Here is a 23070-nt window from a genome sequence, read left to right on the forward strand (position 1 = left end):
TATATTTGTGTTGGTAATGCGATAAAAAACCACTTGTTTAAGTGGTTTTTTAACTTTTGCTCACTCCCCGCGATAAATACACCCACTCGTACAAGTCTCATGAATCCGAATCGCACTAAGCTCCGGCAACAACGGCTTCAACTCAACCCAGATCCACTTCGCCAACACTTCACTGGTCGGATTCTCCAACCCCGGAATGTCATTCAAGTAGTTGTGATCCAGGCGCTCATACAACGGCTTGAAGATCGCCTTGATCTCGGAAAAGTCGCGAATCCAGCCGGTATGCGGGTCCAGATCGCCACTCAAATGAATCGCCACTTTGAACGAGTGACCGTGCAGGCGGCCGCACTTGTGGCCTTCCGGGACGTGGGGCAGGCGGTGGGCGGATTCGAAGGTAAATTCTTTGAAGATTTCCACAGTGGTTTCAGCTCTGTCAGGTGGCGATCGCCGCAGCGATGTGGGCAGGCGGCGAGTTTAACAGTTTGTCCTGACTAAAGGGTCAGCAAGCGTTCGCCAAGGCGACCGTTGGCGGCCAGTTCGAGAAACTCATCGCCCAGTCTGCGACTTTCTTCCATGGTTGCACGCCAGTATTTCTGCCGGCTCGGCGCATCGCCCATGAAACGCTTGAAGTCGTTACGGTCCGGCAGTTTGCCGTAGGGCAGGCGGGCCAGGTATTCCTTGGACGGCGCCAGCAACAGGACATCCTGCAAGCGCGTTGGGCAGGCACGGCGCCACGGCAGGGTTTTGTCGAACCAGCCGGGAATCACCCGGTCGGTGAAATGTGGGTACAGCACGATGTCGTTGCCGCTGTAGGGCAGGTCGAGGTGATAGTCGAGCAGGCCGCCGTCGCGGAACGTCCCGGTGCCAGCGCCCGGCAGGTCGCGCACGCCTTCCATGACCATCGGGATCGAGCCCGAGGCGAGCAGGGCCTGACGCAGGTTGCCGGTATTCAGCGCGACGAAGCGCGAGGGGAAATCGTTCAGCGCGTTGACCGGCGGTGCCAAGCGCGGGTCGTGGATGATCAGCCGCTCGAAATGCCGCGACAGCCGCGCGCGACCGCGCAGATTGTCGGCGATCACCGACGACAGGCCCAGCCCGAGACGACCGCGATGATCGTCTGCAAGCAGGCCATGACTTTTGACCACCATGATGTTCAGCCGGTAATTCGCGTTGCTCAGAATCGCTGCATCGCGACCGTCGAGCAGGTCATTGAGCATGCGTTGCGAGCTCTGGCTGATCTGCGCCATGGTCACGCCTTTGGCGAAGTTCTGCTCGGTGTACAGGTGACCGAGGCGGCGAATGCCTTCGGCGGCGTCCGGCAGGCAGGCACTGGCGAAGCGCCAGGAGCCGACCGAGGCGCCGATCAGCGAGCGTTCACGCGGCGCGGCGGGCAGCCATTCGCCAAACAGCGCCAGGTCCAGACCTTGAATCCCCAACGCCTTCGGCCCGCCGGCAGCACCCGGCAACGTACCGACATCGGCGGCGTTCAAGCCGTGCTCACGGATGCGCGCCAAGGCACGCGGGCCGGCCTTGAGGGTCAGGGAAGGGAACTTGATGTGGATGGCGGTCATACCGGTCTCGATGTCTGGCAAGCGGGCGGATTATAAACAGTGTGGCTGCAGGGGGCGGCAATACCTCGCATTCGATGTTGCACCAGGAATCTGTAGGAGCACGGCTTGCCGGCGAAGGCGATGTCAAGGGCGCCTTCGCCGGCAAGCCGTGCTCCTACAGGTTTGGCGTATGCCGACGATAGCGTGATGCCATTCTTGATGATGGCAATTCAGTTTCAATTAAGTTCGAATCGCTAAGGTGCCTTCCGTACGCAGCACATAAAAAATACGGAGACACCCATGAAAACCCTGACTGCCCTGTACACCGCCTCCATCGTCGCCATGACCGTCAGCATTGCCCACGCTCGCGACCTGGGCCCCGACGAAGCCCTGCGGCTGCGCGACGCTGGTACCATTGTGTCTTTCGAGAAGCTCAACGCCACGGCACTGGCCAAACACCCAGGCTCGACGGTCACCGAAACCGAGCTGGAAGAAGAGTACGGCAAGTACATCTATCAGGTGGAGCTGCGCGACCCGCAAGGCCTTGAGTGGGACCTGGAATTAGACGCGGTCAGCGGGCAACTTCTCAAGGATCATCAGGATACGTAATGAAGGTGTGTTCATTGTCACGCATGGCGCTGGTGCTTCTGGCGTTTTGCTCGATCGTCATGGCCCGCGACCTTGATCAGGACGAAGCCCTGCGCCTGCGCCAGCAGGGCGTGATCCTGCCGCTCGAACAAGTGGTGAAGCAGGCGCTGGAGCGTTATCCAGGCTCAAAACTGCTGGAAGCCGAGCTCGAAGAGAAACACGACGTCTACATTTATGAAGTCGAGCTGCTGACCACCGAAGGCGTGGTCCGTGAACTGGACCTCGACGCCGCCACTGGCGAGTTACTGAAAGACAAGGAAGATTGACCGATGCGATTGCTGCTGGTGGAAGACCATGTGCCCCTGGCCGACGAACTGATGGCCGGCCTCAACCGCCAGGGCTACGCCGTGGACTGGCTGGCCGACGGTCGAGATGCGGTGTATCAGGGCAGCAGCGAACCGTATGACCTGATCATCCTCGACCTCGGTCTGCCCGGTTTGCCGGGGCTCGACGTGTTGGCGCAATGGCGCGCCGGTGGGCTGGCCACGCCGGTGTTGATCCTCACCGCGCGCGGTTCCTGGGCCGAACGGATCGAAGGCCTCAAGGCCGGCGCCGACGATTACCTGAGCAAACCTTTTCACCCTGAAGAGCTGCATTTGCGCATTCAGGCGTTGTTGCGCCGTTCCCACGGCCAGGTCAATCAACCGACGTTGCAGTCGGCTGGATTGCACCTGGATGAAGGCCGGCAATGCGTGACCCGCGACGGTGCCGACATCCAGCTCACCGCCGCGGAGTTTCGCCTGCTGCGCTATTTCATGCTGCACCCCGAGCAGATTCTTTCCAAAAGCCACCTAGCCGAACACCTCTACGACGGTGAGACCGAGCGCGATTCCAACGTGCTGGAAGTTCACGTCAACCACCTGCGGCGCAAGCTCGGGCGCAGCGTGATCGAAACCCGTCGCGGCCAGGGTTACCTGTTCGGCGGGCAAGCGCAGTGAGGTCGATCCAGCGCCGCTTGAGTCTGGGGCTGATCAGCGTGATGGTGATCGTCGGTCTGGTGCTGGCGCAAACCAGCCTGTGGTTGTTCGAAGTGGGCTTGCAGCGCTACCTCGAAGCGGGGCTGCGCAACGACAGCGAAAGTTTGCTGGTGGCGCTGGTGCGCGGGCCGCAGGGCTTGCAGCTGGATGAACGCCATCTGTCACCGGCCTATCAACGGCCGTTTTCCGGGCATTACTTCCGCATCGATTTTGCTGACAGCCATTGGCGCTCCCGTTCGTTGTGGGATCAGGAATTGCCGCGCCTCGAACATCCCGGCCTGCACAGCAACCTGCAACTGGGGCCGGAAGGCCAGCAATTGCTGGTCTTGCGTTCGGACTATCGCCGTTTGGGACAATCGATCTCCATCAGCGTCGCTCAGGATTACACGCCGGTGCGCGAGAGTTTCAAGCGCATGCAGCAAGTGGGGCTGGGCCTGGGTCTGGCGGGGTTGCTGCTGATTTTGCTGTTGCAACGGATCACCGTGCGCCGCGCCTTGCGTCCACTGGAAAAGGCCCGTGAGCAGATTGCCCAGTTGCAGCAGGGCCAGCGTTCGCAACTGGATGATCAGGTGCCGGTGGAACTTGAGCCGCTGGTGGCGCAGATCAACCATTTGCTCGCTCACACCGAAGACAGCCTCAAGCGTTCGCGCAATGCGCTGGGCAACCTTGGACATGCCTTGAAAACCCCGCTGGCGGTGTTGTTGAGCCTGGCGTCCAGCGAGAAACTCGACGCCCATCCCGAGCTGCGCAAGATCCTCAAAGACCAATTGGCACAGGTTCAGCAACGACTCAATCGCGAGCTTAACCGCGCACGGTTGTCCGGCGATGCGCTGCCGGGGGCGTTGTTTGATTGCGATGCGGAACTGCCGGGATTGCTAGCCACGTTGAACATGATCCACGGCGAACACCTTGAACTGAGCTATCGCGCGCCGGCCGGGTTGCAGCTGCCTTGGGATCGCGAAGACTTGCTGGAACTGCTGGGCAACCTGCTGGACAACGCCTGCAAGTGGGCGGATGCCGAGGTGCGGTTGAGCGTGGTCGAGACGGTCGCAGGGTTCGAGCTAAGCGTGGAAGATGATGGGCCGGGGATTCCCGAGGACCAGCGCGCTCAGGTGTTCAGCCGGGGCACGCGGCTGGATGAACAGGCGCAAGGGCATGGGTTGGGGCTGGGGATTGTGCGCGACATCGTCGATACGTGGGGCGGGGTGTTGCAGCTGGAGGAGAGCGAGTGGGGCGGGTTGAAGGTTGTCATCGAACTGCCCAAACGCTGACATTGAAAACCCCGATAACCTGTAGGAGCCGGCTTGCTGGCGATGGCGTTCTGTCAGGCAACACATGTGTTGAATGTATCGCCGCCATCGCCAGCAAGCCGGCTCCTACAGGAGGTGTGTTGTCAGTCAGACGCGGAATTGATCCATCAGGCTCTGCTGCTGATTCGCCAGGCTGTTGAGCGACTGGCTCACCCGCGCCGACTCATTCGCCTGCCCCGACAGCGATTCGGTCACGTCCCGGATCGTCGCCACGTTGTTGTTGATCTCTTCCGCCACCGCGCTTTGCTCTTCCGCCGCTGAGGCAATCTGCAGGTTCATGTCGCTGATCACCGTCACTGCGTCGCCGATCTGGCGCAACGCCGTGACGGCCTGGCTGACCTGCTCGACACTGCCCTGAGCCTGGCGATGGCTGTTGTTCATCGACCCCACCACATCCTGCGTGCCGTTCTGCAACTGCTCGATCACCAGACGGGTTTCTTCAACCGACTCCTGCGTACGCCGCGCCAGGTTGCGCACTTCGTCGGCCACCACCGCAAAACCGCGTCCGGCCTCACCGGCACGGGCCGCTTCGATGGCGGCGTTGAGGGCCAGCAGGTTGGTCTGCTCGGCGATGGCGCGGATCACTTCCAGTACCGAGCCGATTTTCTCGCTGTTGGCCGCCAAGCCTTCGACCTGCACCATCGCTGCACTCATGTCGGCGGCGAGGTTGTCGATGCTGGTGGTGGTCTGGTCGATCACGGTCAAGCCACGGCGGGTGGCGTGATCGGCATCGCGCGCTGCTTGTGCCGCTTGTGCCGCGCTGCGGGCAACGTCCTGGGCGGTGGCGCTCATTTCGTGGGAAGCGGTCGCCACCTGATCGACCTGACGGTATTGCTGTTCCATGCCGGCACTAGTCTGCGTGGCGATGGCAGAAGACTGGTCCGCCGTGCTGCGTGCGTCCTGAACCGAGCGTTTCACCTCGGCGATGATCGGTTGCAACTTGTCGAGGAAGCGGTTGAACCAGCCGGCCAACTGGCCCAGTTCATCCTTTTTGTCGTAGGCCAGGCGCCGGGTCAGGTCGCCTTCGCCGCTGGCGATGTCTTCGAGCATGTGCGCCACGCCGAGGATCGGTTTGGTCACGCTGCGCGCCATCAGCCACACCAGCAACAGGCCGATCAACGCGGCCAGCACGCCGAGGCCGAGTTCGACCAGTGTGCCGGCGGTATTGCTTTCATCGAGTTGTTTTTTCAGGGTTTCGGCGGGGCCGACCAGGACTTTTTCCGGCACATCGAGCAACACGCCCCACGATTTGCCATCGGGGATCGGCTGGAACGGCGACAGCACTTTCAACTGCTGGTTGCTGTGCAGGCTGGCGGTTTTGCTGCTGGCGGCGAGCAGGCGGATCAGCTCGGCGCCGTTGGTTTTATCCACAGCGTCCAGGCGCTGGGCGAGTTTGCTGGCGTCCGGGCTGTAGCCGGCGAGCAAACCGGCCGGGCTGATGATGCTGACGTTGGTCTGGCCGTCATAAAGCTTCTTGCTCGCGCCTTGGCTGACGGCTTGCAGGCTGTTGAGGTTGATGTCCACCGACAGCGAGGCGATGACTTTGCCATTGACCATCAGCGGGAACACGATGCTGGTCATCAGCACGTTCTGGCCGTCGATCACATAGAAGTAGGGTTCGATCACGCAGGGCTTGAGCGAGGTGCGCGGGCAGGTGAACCAGGCGTTGGCGGGTTCACCGCTGGGGCCGGTGCTGGTGTCGGCCATGTCGCTTTCGGGCAGCGCCATCGACGTCACCTTGCCGGGGGTCGGTTGCGACCAGTACAGCGCGAAACGGCCCTTGTCGTTGCTGCCCAGCTCAGCCTGGCCGGCGAATAGTTCGTCCTTGCCGTCCAGCGCATTGGCTTCGAACACCAGCGACAGGCCGAGCAATTCCGGGTTGGCTTGCAACGCAGACTTGACCTGGCGGGTCAGGTCTTCACGCAGGTCGAAGGCATCGAGAAAGCGCTTTTCGGCCTGATCGCGCAGGAACAACACCTGACGCGAGAAGCCGTGGCCATATTGATAGGCATCCATGAACTGCTGGCGAATGTTCAGCGCCTGGTTTTCGCCCTGGGACTCGATCCGGGCCTGGGCGGCTTCAGTGAGCATCTCCATGCTCGAGGCTTTCACCAGCTCGGAACTGTGCTCCATGCGATACAGCGAAAGACCTACCAGCAAGGTCACGATACCGGCGAGGCAAAGCCCGGCCAGCAGGGTGATTTTCCATTGAATGGAAAGTTGTCTGAGCGACATGGAGACGTCCTTATTCGATAAATATCTGAGACTTTGCACTGTAACGGCTGAAAATCTGCTTTCTTTATGCCGTCCGACGGAAATCGAATCACCCGCACAACCCTTGTAGGAGCCGGCTTGCTGGCGATAGCGGTGGGTCAGCCAATCCGTTATTGACTGGACGGACGCCATCGCCAGCAAGCCGGCTCCTACAGGGGGCGATGTCGTTTCGGAAAGGTCGCGGTGTGGTTCCGACAGGGGCGGCGTCGCTCGTGCGTTCGGGTCGCTGGCTTTGACAAGGCGGTGATGGTCCGGCACAGTGCGCGCCCTCTAATAAAACCCATTCCTTATCCCGCTGGCGGCTCTTCGCAGACTGCCGGCCGGGCTCATTTCGCTTGCCTTGAGGTAACGATGATTAATGCTGTAATTGCCGCGGTCGGCATCATGCTGATTCTCAGCCTGTCCCGCGTGCACGTGGTGATCGCGCTGATTATCGGCGCGCTGGTGGGTGGTTTGACCGGTGGCCTGGGCATCGACGCCACCTTGAAAGCCTTCAACAGCGGCCTCGGCGGCGGGGCGACAGTGGCCTTGTCTTACGCCTTGCTCGGCGCCTTCGCGGTGGCGATTGCCAAGTCCGGCCTGGCCCATGCGCTGGCCGACAAAGCCCTGGCCATGGTTGACCGCCAGCACGCCAACGGTGGCGGTTCTGTGAAGTGGCTGCTGATCGGCCTGCTGTGGGTGGTGGCCATCGCTTCACAGAATATTCTGCCGATACATATCGCTTTTATTCCGTTGCTGGTGCCGCCGCTGCTGTATGTGCTGACCAAGCTGCAACTGGATCGGCGGTTGATCGCCTGCGTCATGACCTTCGGTCTGATCACCCCGTACATGTTCCTGCCAGTGGGCTTCGGCAACATCTTCCTCAATGAAATCCTGCTGGCCAACGTGGCCCGCAGCGGCGTCGATATCAGCGGCATCAACGTCACCCATGCCATGGGCATTCCGGCGCTGGGCATGGTGGTGGGGCTTGCGGCAGCCTTTATCAGCTACCGCAAGAAGCGCGTCTACGACCTGGAAAAGATCGAACAGGTCGAGCAGGTCGCGGTGCAGTACAACCCGCTGAGCCTGATGGTTGCGGGTGTGGCGATTGCGGCGGCGTTCATTATTCAGTTGCTGCTGGACTCGATGATTATCGGTGCACTGGCAGGCTTTTTGATCTTCTCGGTGTCGGGCATTGTGAAATGGCGCGACACCGATGACCTGTTCACCGAAGGCATGAAGATGATGGCGATGATCGGTTTCATCATGATCGCCGCCTCGGGGTTTGCCGAAGTGATGAAGGCCACCGGTCAGGTGCAGACGCTGGTTGAAGCGTCGGCGTCGTGGATCGGCCACAGTAAAGGCATCGGTGCGCTGCTGATGTTGCTGGTCGGTCTGCTGGTGACCATGGGCATCGGTTCGTCGTTTTCCACCGTGCCGATTCTGGCGGCGATTTTCGTGCCGCTGTGCGTGCAACTGGGGTTCAGCCCGATTGCCATCGTCTGCATCGTCGGCACCGCCGGCGCGCTGGGCGACGCTGGTTCGCCTGCTTCCGACTCGACGCTCGGCCCGACCTCCGGCCTGAACATCGACGGTCAGCACCACCACATCTGGGACACCGTGGTCCCGACCTTCCTGCATTACAACCTGCCGCTGCTGGCGTTCGGCTGGGTGGCCGCGATGGTTCTCTGATTCCAACCTGCCCGGTGATGGTGCCTGTGAAAACGCCATCGCCAGCAAGCCGGCTCCTACAGGTCAGAGGTGTCGGTAGGGTCAGCGTTGATCGCGCAATCTGTAGGAGCCGGCTTGCTGGCGATGGCAATTTCAAATACGCCATCGCCGGCAAGCCGGACTCCTACAGTTTTGCGTTGGCGTGCCGTTAAAGCCTTTAACCACGCCAATAAAACCAAAAGAGTGAACCGTCATGCGCATGAGCCTGAAGGCTAAAGTCCTGTCCCTTGCCGTCCTCCCGGTGTTGCTCTTTGCGCTGGTCATCAGCCTGACCACGTTGTTCGTTCTGCAGGAACAGGCCCGCAAGGAAGTCGAGGAGACGCGCCAGCGCCTGCTCAGCGACGCCAAGGCTACCCTGCAAAGTTACGTCGCCGTGGCCATGACCGCGATCAAACCGCTCTACGAGGCCGCCGCCCCCGGCGATGACGCGGCGCGGGCCCAAGTGATCAAATTGCTGTCGAGCATCAGCTACGGCAAGGAAGGCTACTTCTTCGGCTACGACTCCAACACCGTGCGCCTGTTCAAGGCCAACAGCCCCGAAGGCGTGGGCCAGAGCTTCAAGGACAACCGCGACCCGAACGGCGTCTACGTCAACCGCGATCTGGTGAAAGTCGCCAAAGACGGCACTCACTACCTGCAATACAGCTCGCCATTGCCTGGCAACACTCAGGTGCTGGTACCAAAACTCGGCTACACCGAATACCTGCCGAAGTGGGACATGGCGGTCGGCACCTCGGTCAACCTCGACGGTATCGAGGCGCAAGTGGCCGTGGTCGAAGCCAAGGTTCAAGACCGGATGGAAGGCGTGTTGCTGAGCATCATCGGCATCGCCGCCGTCGTGCTGCTGCTGATTGCCGCCGCCGGCATGCTGCTGGCCAACACCATTCTGCGTCCGCTGAACCTGATGAAAGCCAACCTCGACGACATCGCGGCGGGCGAGGGCGACCTGACCCGGCGCCTGACCATCACCAGCCAGGATGAACTCGGCCAACTCGCCGGCTCGTTCAACCGTTTTGTCGACAAGATCCACGGCCTGGTGCGCCAGATCACCGAAATGACCTCGCAATTGACCGGGCTGGTGAATCAGGTCTCCGATCAGGCCCAGCGTTCGGATCAGGCGATGGAGCGTCAACGTCACGAGACCGATCAGGTGGCCACGGCGATCAACGAAATGTCGGCCGCCGCGCAAGAAGTGGCGAAAAGTGCACAAAACGCCGCAGTGGCGGCGCAGCAGACCGACGAAGAAGGTCAGACGGCCAAGCGTGTGGTGGCCGGCAGCATCGTCAAGATCCATGCGTTGGTCGACGATATTCGCAGCAGCGGCGTGTCCCTCGACAGCCTGCAGAAGGATGTGTCATCGATTGTCAGCGTGCTCGGGGTGATCCGTTCGATTGCCGAGCAGACCAACCTGTTGGCGCTCAACGCCGCCATTGAAGCGGCCCGTGCCGGTGAGGCCGGTCGCGGTTTTGCGGTGGTGGCCGACGAAGTCCGTGCGCTGGCCAGCCGCACGCAAATCAGCACCCAGGAAATCCAGGGCATGATCGACCGCTTGCAGGCCGGCACTCAGTCGGCGGTGGAAGCGATGCGCCGCTCCAGCGAGGCCGGCGACGGTACGTCCATGCAGGCCAACGAAGCGGGTGCTTCGCTGGACACCATGGCTCAACTGATCGGCACCATCAACTCGATGAACGCGCAGATCGCCAGCGCCGCCGAGGAGCAGACCGCCGTGGCCGAAGAGATCAACCGCAGCGTGCATCAGATCGCGGTGGCCGTGGACAACGTGGCCGGCGAAACCCAACTCGGCGCCCAGACATCCCGCAGCCTGGCTGATCTTGGCCAGCGCCTCGGCACTCTGGTCGGCCAGTTCCGCATCTGACACCCCGAACCTACTGTAGGAGCCAGGCTTGCCGGCGAAGGCGTACTTGAGGACGCCTTCGCCGGCAAGCCTGGCTCCTACAGTAAACATTTCGCATCGTCCCTAAGGCCTGTCCCAATACGGCACGGTCCCGAAGCATTCGACATAGAAATCAATCACCGTCCTTACCTTCACCGACAACCGCCGGCTCCCGGGCCAGAGCACGGCGATCTGTTGCGGCTCAAGGCTGTTGGACACCTGATACTCCCCCAGCACCGGCACCAGCGTGCCGTTGCGCACCGCTTCACCAATCAGCCACGACGGAAACATCACCAGGCCCAGGCCTTGTTCGGCGGCCTGTGTGAGTGTGTCGGCGTGGTTGCCGGTGATCGGCCCCTTCACCGAGTAGGGCCTCCAGTCCTGCTGACCCTGGCGGAAAAACCAGCGTTGCTGGCCGGCCACACCTTTGTAGGCCAGGCATTGATGCGCCGCGAGGTCTTCGGGATGCAACGGTGTGCCATGGCGTTTCAAGTACGCCGGGCTCGCCGCCACCTGAAAGCGTTGCGGCGCCAGAATCCGCGCCTGCATGCTCGAATCGTGCAGCGGGCCGATGCGAAACAGCAGGTCGGCACCTTCCTGTAACGGTGCGACGTAGCTGTCGGTCTGCTGGATATCCAGCTGCAATTTCGGGTAGCGCTCGCACAGTTGCCCCAGCCAGGGCGTCAGGTGCCGCTGGCCAAACACCACCGGCGCGTTGATCCGCACCAGTCCGCTCGGCTCGCTTTGTTGTTCCTGCAACGCCTGTTCGGCTTCCTCCAACTGCACCAGCACCAATCGCGCATGGTCGCCGAGCAAGCGTCCGGCTTCCGTCGGCGTGACCGCGCGGGTGTGGCGGTAAAGCAATTGCTGGCTCAGCGCCTGTTCCATCAACTGGATCTGCCGGGAAATCGACGACGGCGCCAGGCCTTCGCGGCGGGCGACTTCAGAGAAGCTGCCGTGGTCGAGTACCGCGACAAACAGCCGAAGTGCCTTGAAACCCAATTCGTTGAGGCCGTGCATGAAGAATCCTGCTGTGCGAGTTGCGCAAAAGTGTTGTCAGGATGCTCCCATTTATCGCACAGCAGTGCCAGCCGATAATGCGCTCACTTCCTGCACGCGGACCTTGTAGGAGCGAAGCTTGCTCGCGAAGGCGGCGTGTCAGTCGCCGAAGATGACGACTGACACGCCGCCTTCGCGAGCGAGCTTCGCTCCTACAGGCGACCGTGTAGTTCATTTGAAAATGGGTAGGTCTCTGTTATGCAATCTTCTTCAATCGATATCGCTGTCACACCGGCAACACAACCCGGGTTGCGGCTTTTGCTGCTGCCTTTGGTGATCCTGGCCGGTATGGGCCTGTCCGTGGAGGCCGGTCTGCTCGGGCCGCTGGGGGTTCAGGTCGGTCACTTGTGGGCGACGTTGAGCATCTTCGGCGTCGGCTCGGCGATCCTGTTTTTCCTGCTGTTGCTCAGCGGCCCGCAAAAGGGACCGGCCTTCAGCGACTTGCCGCGCTGGCAGTTGATCGGCGGTTTTCTCGGGCCGATCTACGTGGTGGTGCTGACCCTGGCCACGCCGTACATCGGCATTGCGATGACGATGATCGCGATCCTGTCCGGGCAGGTCGGTAAAAGCGTGCTGATCGACCACTTCGGCTGGTTCGGCGCCACTCGTAAAAAGGTCAACGGTGAACGTTGGCTGGCCTTGCTGCTGATTGTGGCGGCACTTGTTCTGATTGCGCGGGGTTAATGATGAATCTGATTATTTTGTTGGCGGTGGTCGTGGCTGCCGGTGCGGTGTTGAGTGTTCAGGCCGCCATCAATGGGCGTCTGGGCGAAACGGTCGGCGTGCTGCGCAGCAGTTTGTTGACGTTCGTGGTGGGGGCGGTGAGCACCGGGTTGCTGATCCTGTTTTTCGAGCCGGCCCAGGCCATGAGCCTGCTGGACGTGCCGAAGTGGCAGCTCAGCGGCGCGCTGTTCGGCGTGGTGTACATGATGGTGATGGTGGGGGCGGTGCCACGGGTGGGGACGGCGGTGGCGACGGTCGCGGTGATCGTCGGGCAGCTGGGCATGGGGATGCTGATCGATAACTTCGGCTGGCTGGGCAACCCGCAGATCGAGCTGTCCGGCAGCCGGATACTGGCGATGGTGTTGCTCGGGTTGGCGCTGGTGTTCATGTATCGCAGCAATACCCGCCAGGCCTGACCGCTTTCGCTTTCCTGTAGGAGCGAGGCTTGCCCGCGAAGCAGATGCCGCGATCTAAACAGTTACATCGCGTTATCGTTCTTCGCGGGCAAGCCTCGCTCCTACAGGTTTGGGCTGCGTCGTCTGTGGCAACTTCTACACTGGTGAGACGGGTTGTAGCCCCGACGACCACCACCTCAGGAGTCAGACTCATGATCGATAGCGAAAGCAAATGCGACTGCAAGAAATGCAACTGCAAACTGGGCCAGCATCCGATCGCACGTCACGGCAAGCACTACTGTTGCGAAGCCTGCGCCAAACACCATGAACACGGTGAAGAATGCGTGCACAAAGACTGCAAGTGCGCCCAACACTGACTGTGTAGGAGCAAGCTTGCTGGCGATGCGGGCGCCGAGGTTCTTCAGGCTGACCGCGTTATCGTTCATCGCGAGCAAGCTTGCTCCTACAGAAAAGCGTCGTCAGCTTGCTGGTCGCCAAGTGACATTTTCCACGCCGAATTTTTCCGCCATCGGCTTGCTGGTCTTTTGCACTTTCTCCCTTCCAAAGCGCGGGATCCGGCCCACGCCGGCGTCGCAACTCGCCCAATGCCAAGCCTGCGCATTGTCCATTTTGTCCAGGCGAATGATGAAAGATTTTGGGACGCCATGAAGGGTGTATTCAATGACGAAAAGTTTTGCGTTATTCATAAAGCCCGTATTCCTCCCTGTGGTAATAGAAGGATCGTCGGCGGTACGGAAAATTCATTCGGATTGTCAGACGGCTGCGGCCAGTGGCGATGAGGCCTGCGGCTGGTTACCATGGATTTTCTGAAAACCCCCGATGAATGCTGACCATGGCCCTTGCCGCGCCCCCCGACCTGAGTGACACCGATGTGCCCGTGCAACCGCTGGCGCGCACCTATCCGCGCGGGCTGTTCATCGAGCCCCACGAGCATGTCTGGGGCCAGTTGTTGTATGCGATGAGCGGCGTGATGTGGGTCGAAACGCCGCATGAGGCGCTGGTGGTGCCGCCGCAACGGGCGGTGTGGTTGCCGCCAGGTGTGCCTCACGGCATTCGCGTGGTCTCGGACCTGCAGATGCGCAACATCTACCTGCGTCCGGCATTGGCGGCGACGCTGGACGACACGGTCCAGGTCATCGAAGTGGGCGGGTTGCTGCGTGAACTCATCGTCGGGCTGGTGGAGCAGGGCGACGACGGCGCGCCGGAGTATTACGAGGCGCTGGTCGGGCTGGCACTGCTGGAACTGCGGCGAGCCAGGCGTTCGCTGTTGAAAATCCCGTTGCCGGATGATTCCGACCGGCGCCTGATGAACCTGTGTCAGGCCGTCATGGCCGCGCCATCGCTGGACGTTTCCTTCGAACAACACGCGCAAAACGCCGGGGCCAGCGTGCGCACCCTGGCGCGGCTGTTCAAGGACGGTCTGGGCATGGGCTTCGCCGAGTGGCGGCGACAAGTGCAACTGGCGACTGCGGTCGCGGAGCTGATCCAGGGGGCGCCGGTCAGTGCGATCGCCCGGGAGCTGGGCTACTCGCCGAGCAGCTTCAGTGACATGTTCCGTCGGGAACTGGGTGTCGCTCCCTCGCAGTTCTGCATGAGCCTGTAGGAGCCAGCTTGCTGGCGATAGCATCCTCAAATTTTGCATCGCCCTCGCGTCAGCTATCGCCAGCAAGCTGGCTCCTACAGGTTGTTGCGAGTGGTTTGGCCGGAATTCAGAAGCACTTGGCCGATGCTCGCGGATGCCGGCCTTTAGACTTTGGGCATCCCTCAATTGCCCACGGAGTCTGCCATGAGCTACCTCATCTCGCTGGTCATCGGTCTGGGCGTCGGTTTGCTTTACGGCGCGCTGGATTTTCGTTCCCCCGCACCACCGGCCATCGCGCTGGTGGGCCTGCTGGGCATGCTCGCCGGTGAAAAGTTGTGGCCCATGGGGCGGCAACTGGTCACTGGCTGGATCTCCTGAATTCCCTTTCCCCTGTTGGATGGACACTCCCATGAAAGCATTGCAGTTCGACAAAACCGGCGACCTTTCGGCCCTGCGCTATGTCGAGGTTCCGACCCCCGTGCCCGGCGCCGATGAAGTGCTGGTGCAAATCAAGGCCGCCGGCCTCAATCCCAGTGATGTGAAGAATGTGCTGGGGCGTTTTCCCTACACCACGTTGCCGCGCATTCCCGGGCGTGATTTTGCGGGTGTAGTCGTCGAAGGCCCGCAGGCGCTGATCGGTCAGGAAGTGTGGGGCACCGGCCGTGAGCTGGGCTTTTTCGCCGACGGCTCCCATGCGCAATTCGTCAAGTTGCCGGCCAACGGCGTGGCGCGCAAACCGACGCACCTGAGTTTTGCCCAGGCCGCCAGCCTCGGCGTGCCCTACACCACGGCGTGGGATGCGCTGGAGCGCAGCCTGGTGAACGCACAAACGCGGTTATTGGTGATCGGTGGCGGGGCGGTCGGCAGTGCTGCGCTGGCGCTGGCCAAGGTGCGTGGCGCCCAGGTGCTGGCGGCGGCGCGTCGGCCGGAGCAGGTCAAGGACTTGCAGGCCCAGGGGTATCAGACGTTGCAGCTGGATAAACCCGAGGATTTGGGCGCGCAGGTGAATGCGGTCTACACCGGCGGTGCCGACGTGATTTTTGACACCACCGGGTTCTGGCTGCCGGCTTCCGTCCCCGCGCTGGCCGCGTTCGGTCGCATCGCGATCATCGCCGCGCCGGTGGATGGCCAGGTGCAATTGCCGGCTCTGGCGCTGTATCGCAAGGGCGGCTCGGTGGTGGGGATCAACTCGTTGCTATACGGCGTGCAGGCGTGCGCGGCGATGCTCGATCAGTTCGGCCAGTTCTTCGACCAGGACCTGTTGCCGTTGCCGCAAGGGTTGTACGAATCGCCACTGGCCGAAGGGCTGGAACGTTATGCCGAAGTGAATCAGGGCAGTGGCGACAAAGTCATCCTGCTGCCATAACCCAAACCTGTAGGAGCCGGCTTGCTGGCGATTCAGGCAACTCGGTGCAACGGGAAGACCGAGGTGTCTGCATCGTCGGAACGCCGCCCGCAGCAAGCCGGCTCCTACAGGTCTGCGCGGGTCGAACAGCGCGACCAGCCCTTATGTCGGGCAGGTTTCCCGGCCGTTATCCAGGCCTTGCTTGTAGCTGTGGCTCTGCAGGCTGGCCTTGCCGTTGTGCCAGGTCAGGGTGAGTACATACAGCGAGTCGTAGTCGCTGGACTCCCAGTCATCGGTGATGTTCTGTTTCTTGCCGACCGCTTCGCCGGCGACCTTGTTGATCAGCTCGGGCAGATAGCCGTGGGACCACGCGGTGTAGATCACCGAGTTGTGGTACTTGTCGTGCAGCAGTTCGTCGGCCAGGTCACTGGTGTCATTGGCCGAGAAGTTGATGTTCACCGGCAAGCCGAGCTTGATGGCGCTGGGGCTGATGGTCATCAGGGGGCGAATGTAGCTGTAGGAATTATCCAGCTCGCCTTCCTCGACATTGCGCGTCGGGTTGGCTGCAAACACGTAGTTGGCCTTGCCGAATTTTTCCGGGAGCAGGGTGGCCAGGTCGATGGCGCGGTTCAGGCCCTGGCAATTGAGCTGGCCGAGGCCGCCGGCGGGTTTTTCCGCGTGGCGCAGGAAGACCAGCGTCTGGGTGCCGTCAGCCGGCTGGGCGCGGCTTTCACGGACTTCCAGCGACAGGAACAGCGCACTGATTGCCAACAGGGAGGGCAGCACAATATAAGCGCGATGTTTGAAGCGTTGGACCAATTTCATAAGGTTCATCATGGAATAAGGGTTTCTTCAGCGCATTCGGTTAAGGCTGACAAACCTTTACACCACGCGCTCCCAGCGTCGGGTGTTTTCCATGTCGATGATCCGGTCCGTTTCCGAAAGGGCAACACTCAGAGTCCACTGAGGCCCGTTTGGTTCGATTCCGGCGGCATGCGCAGCAATGTACCGATAACCATGAACGGGTTGGAGCAGAGGTTATCGACAGGATGTTGCGGATTTATGGACACAGTACACGGGGCGGTCGCAGGAGAAGACTGCAATCCATTGATCTTGGTAATCATCAATATCGATACGCCGTACGTCGCAGCCTGCGGCCACTCACACTATGATCGTGCCTCTCAATCTCTTCGTGGATCCATGCGATGACCGATCTGTCTGCTTTCCCTATCACCCAAAAATGGCCGGCCCAATACCCTGAGTGGATTCAGCTCTACTCGTTGCCGACCCCCAACGGCGTCAAGGTCTCGATCATGCTCGAAGAGATCGGCCTGCCCTACGAGCCGCATCGCGTGGGCTTCGACACCAACGACCAGCTGTCGCCCGAGTTTCTGTCGCTGAACCCCAACAACAAGATCCCGGCGATCCTCGACCCCCACGGGCCGGACGACCTGCCGCTGCCGTTGTTCGAGTCCGGGGCGATTCTGATTTACCTCGCCGACAAGAGCGGGCAGTTGCTGGCCCAGGAATCGGCTGCGCGTTACGAGACGATCCAGTGGTTGATGTTTCAGATGGGTGGTATCGGGCCGATGTTTGGCCAGCTCGGTTTTTTCAACAAATTCGCCGGAAAGGACTACGAAGACAAACGCCCTCGGGATCGTTATGTCGAGGAAAGTAAACGTTTGTTAAAAGTGCTTGATGGACGTTTGCAGGGGCGCGACTGGATCATGGGCGAGCGCTACACCATCGCCGACATCGCGACATTCCCGTGGGTGCGCAACCTGATCGGTTTCTATGAGGCGGGCGATCTGGTGGGCATCAAGGATTTCCCGAACGTGACGCGGGTGCTGGAGCGCTTCCTGGCGCGGCCGGCGGTGATGCGCGGACTGGAAATTCCCAAGTAAGACCTTTCGAATCCACCAAGACCAAGGCAGGCCATGCACGCATTCGATTTCAAGCAAGTAGATGTCTTCAGCCGCGTTGCGCTCAAGGGCAATCCGTTGGCCGTGGTGTTCGGCGCCGATGAGCTCAGCGATGAGCGCATGGCGGCGTTCGCCACCTGGACCAATCTCAGTGAAACCACGTTCATCCTCGCCCCGCAGGACCCTCGGGCCGATTACCGGGTGCGGATTTTCACCACCCTGAACGAATTGCCGTTCGCCGGTCACCCGACCCTGGGCACCTGCCATGCCTGGCTCGAAGCCGGTGGGGTGCCCAAGGGCGAGGAGATCATTCAGGAATGCGGCGTGGGCCTGGTGCGGGTGCGCCGGCAAGGCGCGGAACTGGCCTTTCTCGCACCGCCACTGCTCAAGACCGGGCCGGTGCAGGCGGAGCTGCTGGAGCGCGTGCGACGCGGGCTCCGACTGGAACCGGGCGCCATCGTGCGGGCGCAGTGGGTCGATAACGGCGCGGGCTGGCTGGCGGTGATGGTCGAGGATCGCCAGCAGGTGCTGGACCTGCAACCGGACCATTCGCAGATGCTCGGCCTCGCGGTCGGCGTGATTGCGCCGTGGCATCCCGAGCGTGACGGCGATGACGCACAGTTCGAAGTGCGGGCGTTCATTTCCGGCGACGGCATGCCGGAAGATCCCGCCACCGGCAGCCTGAATGCCGGCATCGCCCAATGGCTGCTCAGCGAAGGGCTGGCGCCGGCGTCTTATGTGGTGAGTCAGGGCCTGACCATGGGGCGGGCCGGGCGCATTCAGGTCGATCAGGTGGGCGATGAGATCTGGATTGGTGGTTCCGTGGTGACCTGTATTTCCGGAACCATGACGCTGTAAAACCTGTGGGAGCGGGCTTGCTCGCGAAGGCGTCGTGACATTCAACATCCATGTCGACTGACACGACGCCTTCGCGAGCAAGCCCGCTCCCACGGGGTTTTATGGTGGATGCGGTGATTATTGCTGCAGCGGTAACGGTTTTTACTCCGCTGAGGTTTGTGCCCGGCGGCGAACTGGGCATAAGCTTTCGCCCCCTTACGACTTTCGTCTCGTCCCCCGATTTTTCAGGAAACCCCATGTCCAGTCAGTTCCCCGAAGCACGTCCACGCCGTCTGCGCCGCAATGCGAGCCTGCGCAGCCTGTTCCAGGAAACCGAGTTCAGCTTGAACGATCTGGTGCTGCCGATTTTCGTCGAGGAAGAAATCGACGACTTCGTGCCGATCAAAAGCATGCCCGGTGTGATGCGGATTCCGGAATCGAAACTGGCCGGCGAGATCGAGCGTTATGCCCGTGCGGGGATCAAGTCGGTGATGACCTTCGGCGTGTCCCATCATCTGGACAGCAGCGGCAGCGACACCTGGAGCGACAATGGCCTGGTCTCGCGCATGGCGCGCATCGCCAAGGACGCGGTGCCGGAGATGATCGTGATGTCCGACACCTGCTTCTGCGAATACACCGACCACGGTCACTGCGGCGTGTTGCACAACCACGAAGTCGACAACGACCAGACCCTGATCAACCTCGGCAAACAAGCCGTCGCGGCAGCCCGTGCCGGTGCCGATGTGATCGCGCCGTCGGCGGCCATGGACGGGCAGGTCCAGGCGATTCGCCGGGCGCTGGATGACGCCGGTTTCACCCAGACCGCGATCATGGCCTATTCGACCAAATTCGCCTCGGCGCTCTACGGCCCGTTCCGCGAAGCCGGCGGCAGCGCACTCAAGGGCGACCGCAAAAGCTATCAAATGAACCCGATGAACCGCCGCGAAGCGGTGCGTGAGTCGTTGATGGACGAGCAGGAAGGCGCCGACGCGCTGATGGTCAAGCCGGCCGGCGCGTACCTGGACATCATCCGCGACATTCGCGAGGTTTCGCGCCTGCCGCTGTCGGCGTACCAGGTGAGCGGCGAGTACGCGATGATCAAGTTCGGCGCACAGGCCGGGGCCATCGATGAGGACCGCGTGGTGCGCGAGAGTCTCGGCGCGATCAAACGGGCGGGGGCGGATTTGATCTTCACCTACTTCGCGATGGACCTGGCCCTGGCCGGGATCTAAACCCACCACAAACCCAAATGTGGGAGCGGGCTTGCTCGCGAAGAGGCCGTGTCAGTCAACATAGATGTTGAATGTCACGACGCCTTCGCGAGCAAGCCCGCTCCCACATTTGGACTGTGTTGAATCAGTGAGGGCCGAAATACGGCCGTATCCCGCGATCCCGGAAGTACCGTTCGATCACCTTCGGATCCGAGCACGACTCGGCCACCGCCACGTAGGTATCCGGCCGCAACAAATAAAACCCGTTGCGCCCAAGGCCTGATGTTTCAAACGCCGGCCGCCAGTCAAACACATGCAACGGCAAGTGATGTTCATTGCACCAGGCAATCATTTCGTCGCTGGTGTCGCCGTACACATGCACCTGCCAGTTCGGGCACTTCAGCGGCCCGAAGTTATCTCCTTCACCGTCATGCGCCCACGGCAAGCGGTCGCCACCGTGAACATGCCCGGCGACGCCGGTGCTCAATGGCATTCCACGATAATTGAGGGTGATCTGCGACACCGTACGAAACAGGAATTCCCGGGAGGCCTCGAACGAAGCCATTTTCGGCAACAGGAACGGCGCCAGACGAGTACGCAGCAAATCCGCCATGCGTCCTTCGGCGGTGACAAAACTGAACACCCGGTCGGTGGTGGCGACCAGTTTGCGGGCAAAGGCGATGCGCTCGGTTTCATATGTGTCGAGCAGATGCGGGGCAGCACCGCCGCTCAACACGGCCGCGAGTTTCCAGGCGAGGTTGATGGCATCGCCGATGCCGGTGTTCATGCCCTGGCCGCCCGCCGGGCTGTGGACATGGGCCGCGTCGCCCAATAGAAACGCGCGACCGCTGCGAAAGTGATCGGCTACCCGATGATGCACACGGTAGGTAGAGAACCAGTTCACCTGCTCGATCTGCACTTTCAAGTGTTCGATGGCGCGGGTGCTGACGTCTTCGAATCGCAGGGTTTCCACATGCTCGGCACGCTCGTCGCGAACGGTGCCGATCAACCGCGCGCGACCTTCGCCGGCGAGGGGAAACACCGCGAGAAAATCCGCTTCATCGAGGTCCAGGTGCAGCTCGCCATTGAGCGCCGGCCCGCTGGCCTGCACGTCGGCCACGTAGAAAATCTGCTGGTAGGTGCCGCCGGGAAATCCGGTGTCGAGGGTTTTGCGCACCCGCGAGCGGGCACCGTCGCAACCGGCGAGGTAACAGGCCTGACAGGTTTCCTCTTGACCATCGGGCAGGCGCAGCCGTGCGGTGATGCCATCGCCGGTTTCTTCGAAGCTCTCCAGCTCGGTGTTGCGCTCGACCCGGATGCCAAAGGTTTCCAGGCGTTCAATCAGCAATTGTTCATGTTCGTCCTGGGGAAAAATTTCCAGGAACGCGTACGGCGTCAGCCCCTCGCCAATCCGGCCCAACGGCAAGCGCGCCACGGGTTCGCCCTTGACCCAGAAGTTGGCCGCCGCCACGCGATGCCCTTTGTGTATCACGGCCTCGTTGAGGTCGAGCTGGCGATACAGTTCCAGTGTGCGCGCTTGCACGGCCAACGCCCGTGAAGTGGTGCCGGGGGCCGAGGTCTTGTCGATAATCCGCACGCGGATCCCCAGTTTGCTCAGCCACAGCGCGAGCACCAGACCGGTGGGGCCGGCGCCGATGATCAATACGTCGCTACGGTTCATGCGCCTGTTCTCCCCTGGCGTCTTGGCTCAAGTATGGTCCAGCCGAAGAGGGCCGTCAGACAGCCCGCCCAACGGAAAAGACCCTGTAGGCGCCGGCTTGCTGGCGATGAACGATAACGCGCTCATCTTGATGCACCTCGGTGCTCCCATCGCCAGCAAGCCGGCTCCCACAGTTCAGTGTGTCTGTGCCGGGAACAGTGTGTCGCCGGCACAGTCATAGCTTGCGCCATGCGATTGATCGTATGGTTAACCCGGTTCAACGGATCTGATGGAGCGCCATGCAAGCCAATCGATTGATCACGAGCGTCGCGGCGCTGTTGGTGCTGGCCGGTTGCGGGACTCAGCGCACCCAGGAAGCCCCGGCCCGCACACCCAAAGAGGTCAAGGCCGAGATCGTGCGCCTGCTGCCGGCGAAAACCGTTGATCGCCAAGGCTGGGCCACGGACATCTACGCGGCGTTTGCTGCGCAGAACATTTATCCCTCTACGCAAAATCTGTGTTCCGTACTGGCAGTCACCGAGCAGGAGTCGACCTTTCAATCGGACCCGCCGGTGCCGGGCCTGGGCAAGATCGCTCGAGAGGAAATCGACCGCCGTGCCGCCAAAGCCCACATCCCCGGCCTGCTGGTGAGCGGTGCGCTGCAAATACGTTCCAGCACCGGCAAAAGCTACAGCGACCGATTGAATGCTGCGCGCAGTGAAAAGGAATTGAGCGCGATCTTCGATGATTTCATCGGCAGGGTGCCCATGGGCCGCACGCTGTTCGGTGGTTTCAATCCGGTGCACACCGGCGGACCGATGCAGGTCAGCATCGACTTCGCCGAGCAGCAGGCGCGGGGTTATCCGTACCCGGTGGACGGCTCGATTCGGCATGAAGTGTTCAGCCGTCGCGGCGGTATGTATTTCGGCATCGCCCACTTGCTCGGTTATCCGGTGAGCTACAAGCAGCCGCTGTACCGCTTCGCCGATTTCAACGCCGGTTGGTACGCCAGTCGAAACGCCGCATTTCAGAACGCGGTCAGCCGTGCTTCGGGGATTCCTCTTGCGCTGGACGGTGATCTGGTGCGCTACGACTCGATCATGCCCGGCACCACGGAACTGGCCGTGCGCACCCTCGGCAAGCAACTGGGCATGCGCAATCCGACGATTCGGGATCAACTGGAGAAGGGCAAAAGCCTCGAGTTCGAGGACAGCACGTTGTATCAGCGGGTTTTCGAATTGGTCGAGAAGGCCGAAGGCCGTTCATTGCCGCGAGCGGTATTGCCGGGGATTGCGTTGCAGAGCCCGAAAATCACCCGAAAGCTCACCACGGCTTGGTTTGCCAAGCGGGTCGACGAGCGTTATCAGCGTTGCATGGCGCTGGCGGGGAAGTGACCGGTCTAAAAAAAAGCATAAAAAAACCCGGCGGGTAAGGCCGGGTTTTTTGTCGAGTGTTGCTGCAAAGCCATTCATTCATACAGCGCGGCTTTCGATCAGACGGTCGGAACCACCTTCGGCAACGCGGTTTTCGATCAGGCGGTCGGAACCACCTTCGGCGACGCGGTTTTCGATCAGACGGTCGGAACCACCTTCAGCGACGCGGTTTTCGATCAGACGGTCGGAACCACCTTCGGCGACGCGGTTCTCGATCAGACGGTCGGAACCACCTTCGGCGACACGGTTTTCGATCAGACGGTCGGAACCACCTTCAGCGACGCGGTTCTCGATCAGACGGTCGGAACCACCTTCGGCCACACGATTTTCGATCAAACGATCCGAACCACCCTCAGCCACACGGCTTTCAATCAACCGATCCGAGCCGCCTTCAGCGACAACAGGGTGAGCGGACGAAGCGGCAAAAGCGTTAACTGCAAAAACCGAGAAAGCGATGCTGAGGAAGAGTTGGCGTTTCATGGTGGTGTGCTCCGGGGTGTAGTTGTTTGGTATGGAGCT

General features: G+C 61.3%; 24 protein-coding genes and 1 pseudogene. 16 read left to right on the forward strand and 9 right to left on the reverse strand.

Annotated elements, in window-relative coordinates:
* Positions 1 to 60 precede the first annotated feature (60 nt).
* Positions 61 to 417 carry a 6-carboxytetrahydropterin synthase QueD gene (queD, locus tag IB245_RS24125; protein WP_008025299.1) on the reverse strand — a complete coding sequence of 119 codons (357 nt, stop codon included), beginning with the start codon at positions 415 to 417 and terminating at the stop codon, positions 61 to 63.
* A 74-nt stretch (positions 418 to 491) separates the two neighbouring features.
* Positions 492 to 1571: a patatin-like phospholipase family protein gene (locus IB245_RS24130; RefSeq protein ID WP_192228916.1), complete on the reverse strand. Its 1080-nt coding sequence runs from the start codon at positions 1569 to 1571 to the stop codon at positions 492 to 494.
* Positions 1572 to 1850: 279 nt separating this feature from the next.
* Between IB245_RS24130 and IB245_RS24135 the strand changes: the two genes are divergently transcribed.
* The 4 genes from IB245_RS24135 to IB245_RS24150 are packed head-to-tail and all read left to right on the forward strand — an operon-like array spanning position 1851 to position 4446.
* Positions 1851 to 2159, forward strand: coding sequence for a PepSY domain-containing protein (locus tag IB245_RS24135; RefSeq protein ID WP_192228917.1), 309 nt, complete (start codon positions 1851 to 1853; stop codon positions 2157 to 2159).
* On the forward strand, positions 2159 to 2464 hold the full coding sequence (locus IB245_RS24140; protein WP_008025305.1) for a PepSY domain-containing protein: 306 nt from the start codon (positions 2159 to 2161) through the stop codon (positions 2462 to 2464). The genes IB245_RS24135 and IB245_RS24140 overlap by 1 nt, the downstream gene beginning before the upstream one ends.
* Before the next feature lie 3 nt (positions 2465 to 2467).
* On the forward strand, positions 2468 to 3136 hold the full coding sequence (locus IB245_RS24145) for a response regulator transcription factor (protein WP_008025306.1): 669 nt from the start codon (positions 2468 to 2470) through the stop codon (positions 3134 to 3136).
* Positions 3133 to 4446, forward strand: coding sequence for a sensor histidine kinase (locus IB245_RS24150; protein WP_192228918.1), 1314 nt, complete (start codon positions 3133 to 3135; stop codon positions 4444 to 4446). The genes IB245_RS24145 and IB245_RS24150 overlap by 4 nt, the downstream gene beginning before the upstream one ends.
* A gap of 126 nt (positions 4447 to 4572) precedes the next feature.
* On the opposite strand, the gene IB245_RS29425 is transcribed toward IB245_RS24150, so the two are convergent.
* Both IB245_RS29425 and IB245_RS29430 read right to left on the reverse strand, forming a co-directional pair.
* The gene (locus IB245_RS29425; protein WP_404943259.1) at positions 4573 to 5328 is read right to left on the reverse strand and encodes a methyl-accepting chemotaxis protein; all 756 of its coding nucleotides are present in this window, start codon (positions 5326 to 5328) and stop codon (positions 4573 to 4575) included.
* Positions 5329 to 5430: 102 nt separating this feature from the next.
* Positions 5431 to 6891 (reverse strand): annotated as a pseudogene (locus IB245_RS29430) (HAMP domain-containing protein); the annotation flags it as partial.
* A gap of 222 nt (positions 6892 to 7113) precedes the next feature.
* On the opposite strand from IB245_RS29430, the gene IB245_RS24160 reads away from it, so the two are divergent.
* Positions 7114 to 8430 (forward strand): Na+/H+ antiporter family protein, encoded by a 1317-nt coding sequence (locus tag IB245_RS24160; protein ID WP_162130708.1) that lies wholly within the window; start codon positions 7114 to 7116, stop codon positions 8428 to 8430.
* A 232-nt stretch (positions 8431 to 8662) separates the two neighbouring features.
* Positions 8663 to 10345: a methyl-accepting chemotaxis protein gene (locus IB245_RS24165; protein ID WP_008035170.1), complete on the forward strand. Its 1683-nt coding sequence runs from the start codon at positions 8663 to 8665 to the stop codon at positions 10343 to 10345.
* A gap of 102 nt (positions 10346 to 10447) precedes the next feature.
* Here the strand turns inward: IB245_RS24165 and IB245_RS24170 are convergent, their stop codons facing one another.
* Positions 10448 to 11383, reverse strand: a complete 936-nt coding sequence (locus IB245_RS24170; protein WP_192228920.1) for a LysR family transcriptional regulator — start codon at positions 11381 to 11383, stop codon at positions 10448 to 10450.
* Between the two features lie 237 nt (positions 11384 to 11620).
* Between IB245_RS24170 and IB245_RS24175 the strand changes: the two genes are divergently transcribed.
* From IB245_RS24175 to IB245_RS24185, 3 genes are all read left to right on the forward strand, one after another.
* A complete protein-coding gene (locus IB245_RS24175; RefSeq protein ID WP_008045188.1) occupies positions 11621 to 12106 on the forward strand; it encodes a DMT family transporter in 486 nt (161 codons plus the stop codon).
* Positions 12106 to 12561 carry a DMT family transporter gene (locus tag IB245_RS24180; RefSeq protein ID WP_008035175.1) on the forward strand — a complete coding sequence of 152 codons (456 nt, stop codon included), beginning with the start codon at positions 12106 to 12108 and terminating at the stop codon, positions 12559 to 12561. Before IB245_RS24175 ends, IB245_RS24180 begins: the two co-directional genes overlap by 1 nt.
* Before the next feature lie 191 nt (positions 12562 to 12752).
* Positions 12753 to 12917 carry a metallothionein gene (locus IB245_RS24185; protein WP_192228929.1) on the forward strand — a complete coding sequence of 55 codons (165 nt, stop codon included), beginning with the start codon at positions 12753 to 12755 and terminating at the stop codon, positions 12915 to 12917.
* Between the two features lie 102 nt (positions 12918 to 13019).
* On the opposite strand, the gene IB245_RS24190 is transcribed toward IB245_RS24185, so the two are convergent.
* Positions 13020 to 13247: a DUF6555 family protein gene (locus IB245_RS24190; RefSeq protein ID WP_008035177.1), complete on the reverse strand. Its 228-nt coding sequence runs from the start codon at positions 13245 to 13247 to the stop codon at positions 13020 to 13022.
* 146 nt (positions 13248 to 13393) lie between these two features.
* Here IB245_RS24190 and IB245_RS24195 point away from each other — a divergent pair, with 146 nt between their 5' ends.
* The 3 genes from IB245_RS24195 (at position 13394) to IB245_RS24205 (ending at position 15509) form a co-directional block, all read left to right on the forward strand.
* On the forward strand, positions 13394 to 14164 hold the full coding sequence (locus IB245_RS24195) for an AraC family transcriptional regulator (protein ID WP_192228921.1): 771 nt from the start codon (positions 13394 to 13396) through the stop codon (positions 14162 to 14164).
* 183 nt (positions 14165 to 14347) lie between these two features.
* Positions 14348 to 14521, forward strand: a complete 174-nt coding sequence (locus IB245_RS24200) for a DUF1427 family protein (protein WP_008035179.1) — start codon at positions 14348 to 14350, stop codon at positions 14519 to 14521.
* A gap of 31 nt (positions 14522 to 14552) precedes the next feature.
* Positions 14553 to 15509 (forward strand): quinone oxidoreductase family protein, encoded by a 957-nt coding sequence (locus IB245_RS24205; protein WP_192228922.1) that lies wholly within the window; start codon positions 14553 to 14555, stop codon positions 15507 to 15509.
* 141 nt (positions 15510 to 15650) lie between these two features.
* Here the strand turns inward: IB245_RS24205 and IB245_RS24210 are convergent, their stop codons facing one another.
* Complete coding sequence (locus tag IB245_RS24210; RefSeq protein WP_008045195.1) at positions 15651 to 16325, reverse strand: hypothetical protein; 675 nt, start codon at positions 16323 to 16325, stop codon at positions 15651 to 15653.
* A gap of 368 nt (positions 16326 to 16693) precedes the next feature.
* On the opposite strand from IB245_RS24210, the gene IB245_RS24215 reads away from it, so the two are divergent.
* The 3 genes from IB245_RS24215 to hemB all read left to right on the forward strand — a co-directional run bounded on the left by IB245_RS24215 (position 16694) and on the right by hemB (position 19479).
* On the forward strand, positions 16694 to 17392 hold the full coding sequence (locus IB245_RS24215) for a glutathione binding-like protein (RefSeq protein WP_008035182.1): 699 nt from the start codon (positions 16694 to 16696) through the stop codon (positions 17390 to 17392).
* Positions 17393 to 17425: 33 nt separating this feature from the next.
* The gene (locus IB245_RS24220) at positions 17426 to 18268 is read left to right on the forward strand and encodes a PhzF family phenazine biosynthesis protein (RefSeq protein ID WP_192228923.1); all 843 of its coding nucleotides are present in this window, start codon (positions 17426 to 17428) and stop codon (positions 18266 to 18268) included.
* Positions 18269 to 18504: 236 nt separating this feature from the next.
* Positions 18505 to 19479, forward strand: coding sequence for a porphobilinogen synthase (hemB, locus tag IB245_RS24225; RefSeq protein ID WP_008035185.1), 975 nt, complete (start codon positions 18505 to 18507; stop codon positions 19477 to 19479).
* Between the two features lie 124 nt (positions 19480 to 19603).
* On the opposite strand, the gene IB245_RS24230 is transcribed toward hemB, so the two are convergent.
* On the reverse strand, positions 19604 to 21139 hold the full coding sequence (locus IB245_RS24230; RefSeq protein WP_192228924.1) for an FAD-dependent oxidoreductase: 1536 nt from the start codon (positions 21137 to 21139) through the stop codon (positions 19604 to 19606).
* A gap of 278 nt (positions 21140 to 21417) precedes the next feature.
* Between IB245_RS24230 and IB245_RS24235 the strand changes: the two genes are divergently transcribed.
* Positions 21418 to 22512, forward strand: a complete 1095-nt coding sequence (locus tag IB245_RS24235) for a DUF1615 domain-containing protein (protein WP_192228925.1) — start codon at positions 21418 to 21420, stop codon at positions 22510 to 22512.
* A 78-nt stretch (positions 22513 to 22590) separates the two neighbouring features.
* Here the strand turns inward: IB245_RS24235 and IB245_RS24240 are convergent, their stop codons facing one another.
* Positions 22591 to 23031 (reverse strand): phage infection protein, encoded by a 441-nt coding sequence (locus IB245_RS24240; protein WP_145316151.1) that lies wholly within the window; start codon positions 23029 to 23031, stop codon positions 22591 to 22593.
* Positions 23032 to 23070 lie beyond the last annotated feature (39 nt).

The sequence above is a fragment of the Pseudomonas sp. PDM02 genome (assembly GCF_014852285.1).
GTDB lineage: Bacteria > Pseudomonadota > Gammaproteobacteria > Pseudomonadales > Pseudomonadaceae > Aquipseudomonas > Aquipseudomonas migulae.